Source organism: Candidatus Binataceae bacterium, assembly GCA_036495685.1.
GTDB lineage: Bacteria > Desulfobacterota > Binatia > Binatales > Binataceae > JAFAHS01.
Genome location: DASXMJ010000195.1, coordinates 1 through 11547, shown reverse-complemented (window position 1 = coordinate 11547; position 11547 = coordinate 1). Strand labels below are relative to the sequence as shown.

General features: G+C 58.5%; 14 protein-coding genes. 9 read left to right on the top strand and 5 right to left on the bottom strand.

Features of this window, described 5'->3' with window-relative positions; all coding sequences use genetic code 11:
* Positions 1–536 precede the first annotated feature (536 nt).
* Both VGI36_18360 and VGI36_18355 read right to left on the bottom strand, forming a co-directional pair.
* Positions 537–1133, bottom strand: coding sequence for a LysR family substrate-binding domain-containing protein (locus VGI36_18360; GenBank protein HEY2487111.1), 597 nt, complete (start codon positions 1131–1133; stop codon positions 537–539).
* Between the two features lie 6 nt (positions 1134–1139).
* Positions 1140–1448: a LysR family transcriptional regulator gene (locus VGI36_18355; GenBank protein HEY2487110.1), complete on the bottom strand. Its 309-nt coding sequence runs from the start codon at positions 1446–1448 to the stop codon at positions 1140–1142.
* Positions 1449–1532: 84 nt separating this feature from the next.
* On the opposite strand from VGI36_18355, the gene VGI36_18350 reads away from it, so the two are divergent.
* Complete coding sequence (locus VGI36_18350; GenBank protein HEY2487109.1) at positions 1533–1982, top strand: nuclear transport factor 2 family protein; 450 nt, start codon at positions 1533–1535, stop codon at positions 1980–1982.
* A gap of 351 nt (positions 1983–2333) precedes the next feature.
* Here VGI36_18350 and VGI36_18345 read toward each other — a convergent pair whose 3' ends face one another.
* The gene (locus VGI36_18345; GenBank protein ID HEY2487108.1) at positions 2334–2957 is read right to left on the bottom strand and encodes a TetR family transcriptional regulator; all 624 of its coding nucleotides are present in this window, start codon (positions 2955–2957) and stop codon (positions 2334–2336) included.
* 79 nt (positions 2958–3036) lie between these two features.
* On the opposite strand from VGI36_18345, the gene VGI36_18340 reads away from it, so the two are divergent.
* The 4 genes from VGI36_18340 (at position 3037) to VGI36_18325 (ending at position 5754) form a co-directional block, all read left to right on the top strand.
* Positions 3037–3924, top strand: coding sequence for an SDR family oxidoreductase (locus VGI36_18340; GenBank protein HEY2487107.1), 888 nt, complete (start codon positions 3037–3039; stop codon positions 3922–3924).
* A gap of 498 nt (positions 3925–4422) precedes the next feature.
* Entirely contained in the window at positions 4423–4734 is a 312-nt protein-coding gene (locus VGI36_18335) for a CocE/NonD family hydrolase C-terminal non-catalytic domain-containing protein (GenBank protein ID HEY2487106.1), read from the top strand.
* A gap of 37 nt (positions 4735–4771) precedes the next feature.
* Positions 4772–5179: a hypothetical protein gene (locus VGI36_18330; GenBank protein HEY2487105.1), complete on the top strand. Its 408-nt coding sequence runs from the start codon at positions 4772–4774 to the stop codon at positions 5177–5179.
* A gap of 41 nt (positions 5180–5220) precedes the next feature.
* Positions 5221–5754: a hypothetical protein gene (locus VGI36_18325; protein ID HEY2487104.1), complete on the top strand. Its 534-nt coding sequence runs from the start codon at positions 5221–5223 to the stop codon at positions 5752–5754.
* Positions 5755–6340: 586 nt separating this feature from the next.
* On the opposite strand, the gene VGI36_18320 is transcribed toward VGI36_18325, so the two are convergent.
* Both VGI36_18320 and VGI36_18315 read right to left on the bottom strand, forming a co-directional pair.
* Positions 6341–7117: an SDR family oxidoreductase gene (locus VGI36_18320; GenBank protein HEY2487103.1), complete on the bottom strand. Its 777-nt coding sequence runs from the start codon at positions 7115–7117 to the stop codon at positions 6341–6343.
* A gap of 66 nt (positions 7118–7183) precedes the next feature.
* Positions 7184–7969, bottom strand: a complete 786-nt coding sequence (locus tag VGI36_18315; protein HEY2487102.1) for an enoyl-CoA hydratase/isomerase family protein — start codon at positions 7967–7969, stop codon at positions 7184–7186.
* A 141-nt stretch (positions 7970–8110) separates the two neighbouring features.
* Between VGI36_18315 and VGI36_18310 the strand changes: the two genes are divergently transcribed.
* From VGI36_18310 to VGI36_18295, 4 genes are read left to right on the top strand one after another with little or no spacing between them, the layout of a single operon-like run.
* Positions 8111–8875, top strand: coding sequence for an SDR family NAD(P)-dependent oxidoreductase (locus tag VGI36_18310; GenBank protein ID HEY2487101.1), 765 nt, complete (start codon positions 8111–8113; stop codon positions 8873–8875).
* A 60-nt stretch (positions 8876–8935) separates the two neighbouring features.
* On the top strand, positions 8936–9733 hold the full coding sequence (locus tag VGI36_18305; GenBank protein ID HEY2487100.1) for a glutathione S-transferase family protein: 798 nt from the start codon (positions 8936–8938) through the stop codon (positions 9731–9733).
* Positions 9734–9786: 53 nt separating this feature from the next.
* Entirely contained in the window at positions 9787–10320 is a 534-nt protein-coding gene (locus VGI36_18300; protein ID HEY2487099.1) for a nitroreductase/quinone reductase family protein, read from the top strand.
* A 35-nt stretch (positions 10321–10355) separates the two neighbouring features.
* Positions 10356–10874: a helix-turn-helix domain-containing protein gene (locus VGI36_18295; GenBank protein HEY2487098.1), complete on the top strand. Its 519-nt coding sequence runs from the start codon at positions 10356–10358 to the stop codon at positions 10872–10874.
* The last annotated feature ends 673 nt before the right edge of the window (positions 10875–11547 follow it).

Sequence of the window (11547 nt, the reverse complement as noted above, 5' to 3'; positions counted from 1 at the left end):
GGCTAGATGCGGCCCTTCTCGACCTGCGGCACGCAGAGCACGAGGGACTCGGCCCGCAAGTCCATCCACGCGATGGAGTCGGCGTATCGCTGTTAGGCGTGATGACTGCCGTATCCTTCGGCGTGAAAACCTTCGCCTCGTTGGAGATCTGATTAAACGGCGCCTTGTATTGGCCCGACTTGGTGTCCACGGCGTACTCGTTACATTACCCCGTAGTTCATGATTATCGGAAAGCCTTAGGTGAAGGCCTCCTCGGCAATTTGCTCCTGCTCGGAGCCTTTCGCGGTCGGCGTGTCCGCGGCGAAGCCTGCAGACCGATTGGCCGCAAACTTCGCGCCGCGGCTCCCCGCCGTACCCAACTCCGTCTCCGATCTCCGCTTCCTCGCCGCTCTGGGTAGTGGCGTTCGCTGCACTAGCTCTATGGAGTCCGTCAGGCGTCATGAGTCACTCCGCTGGTCGGCGCAGGTATCGGAGGTAAGCGCGGAACGAATGGTCGGCGGTCCTGAGAAGAGAACTGCTGGGGGAGAAAGGAAGAGTTACCCAGTTTCTTGTTCTTCCACTTGCCCTAACTGCTGAACATCAGCCACGAACCTCGCAAGCAACCGGGAAACGTTGTCTTTGCGCCAGACGAGGGTAGAAGGAAAAGGCAAATCCAAATTTGTTACCGGCAACAAAGCCACGGTTTTAGGACATCGCCAGCGCGTAGTGTCGCTGACAAACCCCACACCGATCTCGCACGATACCAGGCTAAGCAATGTTGCCTGATCCACTGCTTCTTGAACGATGTGCGGCGCTCTTAGGCCACCGCGACAACACGCGTGCATCAGGCGATCATAGTAGGCCGGATTTTGTCTTCTCGGGAACGAGACGAAGGAAGTATTAGTCATGTCACCTAGTCGTAGCCTTTTCACTTTTGTCAGTGGATGTCCCTTGGGCGCCGCCAGTACCAAATGGTGAATATCGACTTGCATCTGTTTCAAATCAGGGTCCGTTTTCGGCATTTCGAAGACAAAACCCGTATCCAGACGACCAGATCGAACAGCCTCAATTTGTTCCAACGAGCTTAATGGATGGAGTTGCAGTTCCGCATCGGGTTGCCGCTCCCGGAATTGCCGGAATGACTCTGAAACCACACCATGCTAGGATGCACTCTCAATAAACCCGACCCGCAGAGTACCGGATTGGCCACGTGCCACACGTTTGGCACGCATCGTCGCCTCATCGACCTGCTGAAGAATGCGGCGCACATCTTCCAGGAATGATTTTCCCGCCGGCCTAAGTTTCACGCCGCGTGGAAGGCGGTCAAACAACTTGAAATCGACCTCTTCCTCCAGATCCTGAATCTGACGGGAGACCGCGGGCTGGGCCACGCGAAGCCGCTGCGCGGCCCGTCCATAGTGTTGCTCCTCTCCCACGGCGACGAAATAGCGCAAATGTCGAAGTTCCATACCGATACTATACAGGCATCAGTTCGATAACAAAGATGTGTTGGACGCATCGATCGAAAGTTTGGCAAAGTGAAGTTATGAATATTGAAGACACGGGAGGCGAAAATGGTTGCTAATCAAAAAAGCGTAGAAAGGGACAAGGAGGTCATCATTTCCATCGTTAAGGAAATGGCAGAGTCCATGACCGGTGTACAAAGCACACGGCATTGGGCGGCAGATGCGCTTTGGTTTGATATTCCTGCTTTTGCCTCGAAAGGCATTCAGCCGGCACTAAGAATGTTCGACAGCGTATTTAGTAATTTTGACTCCTGCAAAGTTGAAATTCTCGAAATGGATGTCATGTTGAACGGCAATATGGGGATCGTTTGTACGGTTCAAAAAGTAAAGATCGTACTCAAGAACGGCGCGACCAAACTTGTGACCGTGCGGCAAACAGACTGTTTTGAAAAGCGGGATGATAAATGGCAATTAATTCATGAACATGCCTCCGTTCCATCGGGTGGAGACTGGGACGGTAAGATCATAACTGCTTAGATTGCTGCAAAGTCCGGGATCAGACAACCAACGAAAGCAATTGAGTTGTCAAGAGGACTTATGAAATATCAGATGGATTCAGAAGTCGCATCGGCCCCTCTCCGCTCTGGGCGCACAGATGGGCGCGGCTCCTGCTCCGAAGCGCGGTGATTGGAAACCCCTGCGAGACAGAGGGAACGCGACGCACGCACTACGGGCGTCCCCCTCGCCTTTCTGCCGAGGGACGATCGGAACTGACGGCGACTTGCGGTTGCTGGATTGTGTTCTTCCTTCTGGACGTGTACCCATAGGTCCACGACCTCGCGTGCTCAATCAACCATTGGTTAATAGAGTTATCTGCAGGACACCACACTAGCCACGCGATTTGCGTCTCGACGCCCGCGTACCGCGCGACGTCGACGACGCGGTACCCTTGCTCGTCGTTACCGCTTTGAGTTCGTCGAGCGACGCTCGAATGTGGTGCGAGAAGTCTCCAGGCTTGATGCCGTCGACCCAACGTTGGAACGCGACCTTGAAGACCGCGATTCCCGCTTCTGCGGTTAGGCTCGCCGCCGGTTCGGCGATGCCACGCATGCGCAAGGCGCCAGCAACGGCCGAGGCGAGCGATCTGAGCTTGATCAGCTCACGTTCCTGAAGTTCTGCGTGAGCAGCAATCAGCGTCTGGCGTGTCCGAGCGAATTCGCGTCCTCGCTGGAGTACCCCGGCGGCGGCTTGAAGCCCGGCGGCAACCGCCTCAAGGGGTGCGCTAGTTGGGGGAGCCTCGCCGATGGCTTCCACGATGGCTTTCTGCAAGGCGCGCGAGCCCGAAAACAACACCTCGCGTTTGTCGGTGAAGTAGCGGAAGAAGGTTCGCTCCGTCAGCCCCGCCCGCGCGGCGATCTCCTCCACCGTGGTTTGGGTGTAGCCGCGTTCCTGAAAGAGTTCCCACGCCGCCAGCTCGAGCCGCCCCCGCGCGTTCGGTTCCCATCGCCCCATGCGCTCCATATTAGCTGATTGCAGTGACTGACATCAGATGGTACAAGTGATGTCAGACTCTGACATCAGGAGGCTTCCCATGCGCGTATTCGTTACCGGCGCATCCGGCTTTATCGGTTCTGCGGTGGTGCCCGAGCTGCTCGGAGCCGGCCATAAGGTGGTCGGCCTGGCTCGCTCGGATGAATCGGCTCGCGCTCTCGAGGCCGCGGGCGCGGAGGTACATCGCGGCTCACTGGACGATCTCGCTAGTCTGCGCGCCGGCGCCGCGCAGTCCGACGGAGTTATCCACCTCGCGTTCAAGCACGACTTTTCCCAGTTCGAGGCCTCGGCGCGTACCGACGCAAGCGCGATCGAAACTCTCGGCGCCGCACTCGAAGGGTCCAGCCGTCCTCTCGTCATCGCCTCGGGATTGTTGGGACTCGTGATGGGCCGCTTTAGTACCGAGGCCGATCCGTCGCCCGCCGGCTGGCTGCGCGGCCGCTCGGAGGAGACCATGATTGCGCTGGCCGCGCGCGGCGTACGCACCTCGATCGTGCGGCTTCCGCCATCGGTCCACGGCAAGGGCGATCACGGCTTCGTCCCGCACCTCATTGCGAGCGCGAGCGAGCACGGCGTCGCCGTTTACGTCGGAGATGGCGCGAGCCGCTGGCCAGCGGTGCATCGTCTCGACACGGCTCGTTTGTTCCGGCTGGCACTAGAGAGCGCGCCTCCCAGCAGCAGGTTGCACGCGGTCGGCGATGAGGGCGTGCCGACCCGCGAGATCGCAGACGTTATCGGTCGCCGGCTCGGCGTTCCGGTAGTCTCGAAGTCGCACAACGAGGCGGCCGAGTATCTAGGTTTTCTGGCGCTGTTCTTTGCCCTCGATGCGCCTGCGTCGTGCGCGCTGACTCGCGAGCAGCTTGGCTGGAGGCCGGTCGAGCCCGGAATCCTCGCCGACATTGATAGCGCTAACTACTTTGCGAGCTAAATCCATCCGTGAGTAGGGCGAAGGAGATCTGGATCCTTGGAGCTACGGGCCGGGGTCGGAGCGCTGTCGCCAGGGAGCTTGCTGGCAGGCAGTTGGCGCCCGTCCTCGTAGCACGGGACAGTGCGCGGCTGCGCGAACTTGCGGACACGATTCCGGGTGCGCCACGGACTCTTGTCGTCGAGACGTTCGAGGGGACGGTCGCGGAGCTTAAGCCCGCAATCTCGCAGTCGTGGTGAACACGGTCGGCCCATTCACAACGGCCGCAGTGCCAGTGGCGCGTGCCCAAACGGTACCCACTAGATTTTCCAGCATAGACCCTAGTTCTTGAACTACTTATCTCGTTCGTAACGAGTCGCGAACGCAGGCCAATGAACGAAGATAGGAAACTCATGATCTGTGTCAATACCCTAGGTACAGGCGTTAGCGGTTCCACCTCGGTCTCCGGGCGCGCGCTAGATCCAACGCGATCGACCGAAAATCGACCCTACCACTCGCATCTTGCGACCGAGCCCGCTGACGCCCGGGCAGCCTTACGAGACCGATGTGGAGATTTGGCCGACCAGCATCGTCGTGCCGCAAGGCTATCGCTTGGCCCTGACCGTCCAGGGCAAAGATTGGAAATATCCGACCGACGCCAGGATCGTGCAGGCCAAGGACTACGAACTTCCGGCCGCGGAGGCTGGCGTTCGTCCAGGCAACCCTGCGGATGCGAACCACTACCCCCTTCTCTTTGGCGGAACGAAAACGGTCCTGACAGGCGGCCCACCGGCTTCGTACCTGTTACTGCCGCTCATTCCGAAAGACCGATGAGCTGCAGACCTGGACTTGAAGCATTCGGAGAGACCTGGTGAACAAAAATCGTCGAGGAGCAGCGCTCACCATTTTCGCGCTCTTATTCGGTCTTCTCGCGATTTCGAACTTTCTGAAACCAATCGGAGAGCATGCGAGGCTCGGGCACGCGGGTTTTGTTTTCCTTGGCACTCGAACTAGCGGAATCGAAAACGCGATCCTCGGCCCGCTGTTTGGTTTGATCCTCGCGGCCTATGCAGCCGGAATCTGGCGAATGAAAAAATACGCGCTGCTGCTCAGCTACGCCTATTTCGCGTACGTGCTTTTGAACTTGATTCTTTTCACGGCGAAGGCCTCGCCAGGAAGCCTCAATGGAGCATTCGACTTTTTATTCATTCCGATCGGGCTAGCGGTCCCGCTCGCGGCTGCAATCCTGCTGACCTACCGCCGCACCGAACTTACTTAACAATCACGAGGCTCCGAAAAAGTGCATGCTCCGGCTCTTGATTGCTGCACGATCGGCTCAAGGTGATTGACGATCATAAAAACGTCTTTCAGCGCCAACAATCCATCAAGGAGCCAACTATGCCTCTTCCAAGTCTGAATGGCCAACGTGTCGCAATCATCGGCGGCAGCCCCGGCACCGGGTATGCCGTGGTCGAGTGCGCCTTGGGCGAAGGCGCGCAGGTGGTAATCGGCTCCAGCAACGCGGCCAATGTCGAGGCAGCCTTAGTGCGTCTCGGTCAAGGCGCAAGCGGCGGCGTCGTCGCCGTCCGCGACGAGGCCAGCGTCGCCACCTTCTTCGAGCTTCTGCGCGCCTTCGCTCACCTCGTCTTTACGGCGGGGGACTGGGGCCCCCACCTGTTAGCAAGCCCCATTGCACAAATGGATTTCGGCTCGGCGAGCGAGGCTATGATGAAGATCAGGTTCTGGGGCGCGCTGATGGCAATCAAGCATGCTCAGGGGCGGATATCGGCGAACGGGTCATTCACCCTCAGCGATGGGGTTCTGGCGCATAAGCCGCGGAAAGGCGCCCCCTAAGTACCGCCTTCGGCGGCGCGATCGAACACTTGGCCCGCGGGCTAGCGGTCGACCTGGCGCCGATCCGAGTCAATCGCCGTCTGCCCGGGCCTGGTGCTCAACGAGAGGCTGGCCCGTTCCCTTGAGGTAATCCGCCAGCAAACCGAGCGCCAGTTGCTTCCTCGTGGGGCCGAGCCAGGGGAGGTCGCGCAGGCATATCTTTACCTGATGCGCGGGGGCTACACGACGGGCCAAGTCCTAATCGTGAACGGGGACTGGGGCTTAGGTGACGTACGCTTAGAACGTCAGCAACACGTCAAAACTCCAATCGAGGTTGTTTGCTTGGTCTCCTCGCGCGACTGCTTGGGCATGGCGCGCGCAACTCCCAACCCTTAAGCGAGCCTGCCGTTCGACCAGGTGCACACCCGTCGATAGAAAGCGATCGCCCAAGAGAGAAGCAAGTGAATCGGACATTCGCATCGACCATGACCGAGACCTGGGGGTGAACCGGCCTCGAGCGTGCAAACGCAGGAACGGCTGGGATGGCGCCAAAGTCAGCTTGTTGAATAGGGTTGGTAATCACTCTGCTGCCCGACGCGAGCGCCAGTTACCATTTTTCGACCCACGGTCGCAGCACCACCTCGAACGCCCAAGTCGACCGATGCTGGCGATGCAGTTGCAGATAGGTTTCCGCGATGTAGTCCGGGTCGGCCATGTTGTCCTCGACGCTCGTTCCCGCCAGTCGATGCGCGCGGGTACCGTCTTCCTGCTTCCAGCCAATCGCGGCATCAATCGGCACATTTGCTACATGGATACCCTGCGGCATCAGTTCTCTCGCCATGCTCTCTGTGAGTCCGGACTTGGCCTGACACGCCATTGCAAAGGCACCGCTCAACGGGAAGCCTTTGAGCGCTGCGCTCGCGTTGGTGAAGACAATCGTTCCTTTCGTGCCGTTCGCGTTGGCTTGGTTCTCGCGCATGAGTCGGGCTGCCTGCTGACCCACCAAAAACGCACTGAACGCTGAGTTCCGAAGCGTGTCGAGTGCCACGCCTGGGTCAGCTTCCGTAATTCCCTTACGAAAAATGCCGGGAACCCGGCCGTCAATATTGTGCACGACCAGCGTAGGTACCCCAAGGTCTCGAACAACATGCTGGAACAGCAGTTCTACGGCGGCTGGTTCGCTCGCATCGCATGCGTATCGGCGTACGCCGTGGGTCTTCTCAAGATTCTGGAGTACCGATTTGTCCGGGTCCCTGGCTGCGATGCCCACACGCATGCCGTTCTTCGCAAACAGTCGGGCGCAACTCGAGCTGATGCCGGGGCCGCCCCCAACAATGAGTGCAACGTCTTCCACGGAGGGTTGAGTGACGTCGGATTGAGTCAATGTTTCATGCTCCTATCGATCGTTAGTGCGGCGAGCAGAATGCGAGACTTGCGAATTTGATCATCTCTAACGACCGTGGAAAACCACCTTCTTACGAAACTCGCGAAGTCCATGCTCGAGCAGGGCGGCAACGCCTGCGCGCATATCAGCCGTCTCAAACAGCGCAGGAGCGATCTCCTCAACCAGGGCATCGGCAGCACGGATGCCTCTCTCGAGATATGCTCGCACGATCTTCTTGCCGGCTGCGTAGGCGAGAGTCGGGCCACTGGCGAGTCGCTCGGCAAAGGCTCGAGTCTGCGGCTCAAGGTTTTCGTCCGGAACAACTCTATTGACGATGTTCCATCGCTCGAAGCTGGCAGCGTCGTATTGGTCGGCCCCGTAAATGATTTCGCGTGCGCGAGCGGGTCCCGCGCGCTCAGCCAGTCGTTGAACACCGCCCAGCAGCGTGGTCGTTCCAATCGAAGCCTCGACCTGTCCGAAGCGTGCCGAGGACGCCGCCCAAATCAAATCGCACGCGAGTGCGAGCTCGAGTCCCGCCGCCATGCATACTCCCTGCACTGCAGCGATCGTCGGAAACGGCAATTCTTCGAGGTCAGCGATCGTTCGCAGATGGCTGGTGAAGCGCTCGCGCGCATCGTTCGCGGTCTTGTCCTTGAAAGTCGCGACATCGGCGCCGCCGGAGAATACTTTGCCATCGGCGCGCACGAGCAGCGCTCTGAGCTGAAGCTGCTTGGCTTGATTCACTGCCGTTCGCAGGTCTTCGACTAGTTCCTGGTCGAAGAGATTTAGCGGTGGATTTGCCAGAGTGAGCAAGCCGAGAGCATCGGACCTTTCGAAACGTACCTTACTCATCATTTTTCTCCGCCGACTTATGATTTCCATTTTGGAATGCACTTGACTAACTTCTATTTTGGAACCTACTATCGTGTCAAGAGTCCTGGTCACAGCCACGTGAACCAATTTGCGTGCGCTTAATTCGAGGAGAGATCGAACATGAAACCTGTTTGTTTGGTGATAGGCGCCGGTGCGGGCATCGGTGGAAACGTCGCTCGACGCTTCGCGCAAGAGGGTTATCACGCATGTCTGTGTCGGCGTAGCGACCTGGAAGGATTGAATCGATTGGTGGACGCGATCAAAAACGATGGGCATTCTGCAACAGGATTTATCCTCAATGCCGTCGAGCCAAACTCTATCGAAGAGCGGATCGCCGCCATCGAGGCCAACATCGGTCCCATCGAAGTCGTCGTTTACAACTTGGGCGCCCAGATTGGCGATAGGGCACTGAAGGACACGTCGCTCAAGGCTTTTGAAACAGGCTGGCGTCTCGGGACGTTTGGTCTGTTTCGCCTCGCGTCGGCCGTATGCCTGCTGATGGAAGCTCGCGGCAAAGGAACCATCCTCGTGACCTCATCGACCGCGGCGATGCGTGGAAACGCCGGTCAGCATTCGCATGCGGCTGCGATGGGAGGACGGCGAATGCTCTGCCAGACCCTCAACGCGGAGTTCGCATCGAAGGGAATCCACGTCGTACATATCCTGATCGACGGCGCCGTGGATGCGCCCGACACTTTTGGAAAAATGCTGGGGCCGGAAAAGTTCCAACAGCTGAGAGAAACGCGTGGCAACGAACATGATGGACTCATGCTTCCCACGCATATCGCGGAGACCTATGTCCACCTGGCGCAACAACACCGATCCACGTGGACGCACGAGATCGACTTGCGAGCGTTCTCCGATCGTCCATGGTGGAATCACTGAGCAAATCGAAATCGACGCAAGCCGTCACCGAATCTGCTTCCGGGAAACGTGGTGAACCATATGAGTCAGCTGCGAATTTTTTCCTACCTGCCGAATCCGAGAATCTGGAAGGCAACCATCGTGGCCAGACTGGCCGGCGTCGATCTCGATGTGCGCGGAGCCGCGCCCAAAGAGCTTCAGTCGTGGCTATGGGATTTTGATGCGCGTCCGCTATCGGCAGCGGAGGGTACGGAAGCGAGCGAGGTGCGCGGTCACGCCGGGTTCCAGGGTAAACTCCATAAGACCGCCGCCTTTCTCGAAGCCCATCCGTTTGGCACCGTCCCGGCCGCATTCAGCCCCGATGGCAAAGTCGGAATCTTCGAATCCAACAGCATCATGCGCGCAGTCGCGAGACTGGCTGGCGACAAGCTCGGCCTATATGGAAAAGATCCATACGAAGCCTCACGCATCGACAGCTTTCTCGATGCGAGTCTCGTATTCGCGCGAGATTCACAGATCTATTTGCTGGCGCTTGGCAGCGGATCCTTGTCCGAGGAGATTTATGGTCCAACCCGCGATGCCTTCGCGACCTATATGAACGGAATCGATGGCGCATTATCGAAGGGTCGGAAGTTCATCGTAGGCGATCGCCTGACCCTGGCCGACGTGTGCTTCGTGGCCGAGTTCGCGCTGTTCAACAACGAGAAGCCGCGTGCACGAGATCTGAAGACGCGAGGACTGGAGCCGATTCTGAGTGAGAAACTCGATCAGCTATTTCCACATGCTATTGCTCACTTCGCTAGACTATCGAAGCATCCAGCTTTCGCTCCCGACGTTGTCCCGTACATGGAAAAGATCGAGCGGGCGACCGCGAAGTGATCGATAGCTAGGGAGAACTAAACATTTGATCTCGAATAAGAACGGAGATCATCATGAGCGAGAAAGAAGAGTTCGAGAAGTTGCCGAAAGCAATGCCGAAGTGGATCAAGGATCACGTGGAGCTCTATCTCTCCGATCCCGACAAAGCCCGCATGTCGGACTCGACCATCGGCGGCGGACCTGGGCCGCTGCCGACACTGCTCCTGATCGCGCGCGGCGCGAATAGCGGGAAGCTGCGGCCGCTGCGCCTCCTCTACCAGGAGATGGATGGGAAGTGCGTCGTCATCGGTTCGAAGGGCGGCGCGCCGACGCATTCGGGCTGGTACGTGAATCTGAGGGCGAATCCGAGCGCGAGATCCGAGTCGGCTCGAAGCGTATGCGTGCCCGAGCACGAACGGCGAGCGGCGATGAACGAACGCGCGGCTGGAAGAAGATGGCGGAGATGTATCCACCCTACGACGACTACCAGAAGCGAATCAGTTCGCGGCAGATTCCGGTGGTGGTTCTCGAGCCGATCGGCCCGGTATGAAAGATTTTTCCTGCATCCGCCGGAAACGATGTTGACTAACTTCTACTTTGGAACTTAGTATTGTATCTGGGGCTGCAAAACGCTTAGGGACAGATGCGCTGGAAACAAATCGACACCATGACTTGCTCGGTCGCCCGAACGCTGTCGGTGGTCGGCGACCGCTGGACGATGCTGATCATACGCGACGTGTTCCTCGGCATCCGCAGGTTCGATGCGATCCAGCAGGATTTGCAGCTGACAACCCATCGTCTGTCTGACCGCCTGCGCAAACTGGTGCTCGATGGAATCCTCCGCCGCGTCGCCTACGAAAAGCGCCCGCCTCGATTCGAGTATCGGCTTACGGAAAAAGGGCTCGATCTCTATCCGCTGATGGCCACCATGACCCGGTGGGGCGATCGCTGGATGGCGGGACGCGCGGGAGCGCCAGTGCAGCTGATCCATCGGCCATGCGGCCACGCGATTACCCCGGAACTCATCTGCCCGTGCTGCAAATCGAAAATAGATGCACGCGAGATGAGCGCTCGGCCCGGTCCGGCGCTTAAAGGTCGCGGTCTGCCGGTGCCGGATAATCAGCCGAGGCGCCGGAACATCGCTCGCACCACCGCGGCTTGATCAATCCGGAAGCTTACGATTGGGATTCGATCAGGCAGCGTAGTGCGTGTGCCATCAGGACTAAAACCAGCGGCCCGATCTGCTTTCGCGGCGTGCGTTCGCTTGCGAGTCCACTGAGTGAGTCTTTCAGATCGTATCAGAGACCGCGCGCTTCTGAATGTTTCAGGCTTGAAACTTGACAAACTCGGACAATCCGGACAGTTCGACGGGGTGGCCTTCAGGATGTGCTCAGAATTCACAGCGATTATTTGGTTTTTTGGAGCCACCCGTCGGATTCGAACCGACGACCTGCTGATTACGAATTCTATTCCCGCTCCGAAACGTCGAAACTAGTTCATGTCACTCGATACTAACCAAGATCAACGAAGACCCTGGGAGAGAACGAGTCCGTGAATCCAGATGAACTCGAACGAGTGCCATCCAGTGATCTCACGCAGTATCCGGTTGGGGGTCGGGTCGCCTCGGGGATCACTCCCCGAGGCTCCGGCTCCTCAGCGCACGGTTTCGCTACGTGACCGGGGCAGAACGGATGCGCGGCTGCGGCAACGGGTAATGCTGCAGCAAGCTGACCATTTTGTCCCACGAGATGGAGGCCCGCTGCGAGCGGCGACTGAGCCAATAGCGCCACACGCGAGTGACCCGATACAGGAAGCGATGGAGCGCCAGGTAGTTG

What these genes read in the sequence shown, in the direction of transcription:
- VGI36_18355 (HEY2487110.1), bottom strand. Translation starts at nt 1,448, where the DNA reads ATGGAACTTCGACATTTGCGCTATTTCGTCGCCGTGGGAGAGGAGCAA.
- VGI36_18345 (HEY2487108.1), bottom strand. Translation starts at nt 2,957, where the DNA reads ATGGGGCGATGGGAACCGAACGCGCGGGGGCGGCTCGAGCTGGCGGCG.
- VGI36_18340 (HEY2487107.1), top strand. Translation starts at nt 3,037, where the DNA reads ATGCGCGTATTCGTTACCGGCGCATCCGGCTTTATCGGTTCTGCGGTG.
- VGI36_18315 (HEY2487102.1), bottom strand. Translation starts at nt 7,969, where the DNA reads ATGAGTAAGGTACGTTTCGAAAGGTCCGATGCTCTCGGCTTGCTCACT.
- VGI36_18310 (HEY2487101.1), top strand. Translation starts at nt 8,111, where the DNA reads ATGAAACCTGTTTGTTTGGTGATAGGCGCCGGTGCGGGCATCGGTGGA.
- VGI36_18305 (HEY2487100.1), top strand. Translation starts at nt 8,936, where the DNA reads ATGAGTCAGCTGCGAATTTTTTCCTACCTGCCGAATCCGAGAATCTGG.
- VGI36_18300 (HEY2487099.1), top strand. Translation starts at nt 9,787, where the DNA reads ATGAGCGAGAAAGAAGAGTTCGAGAAGTTGCCGAAAGCAATGCCGAAG.
- VGI36_18295 (HEY2487098.1), top strand. Translation starts at nt 10,356, where the DNA reads ATGCGCTGGAAACAAATCGACACCATGACTTGCTCGGTCGCCCGAACG.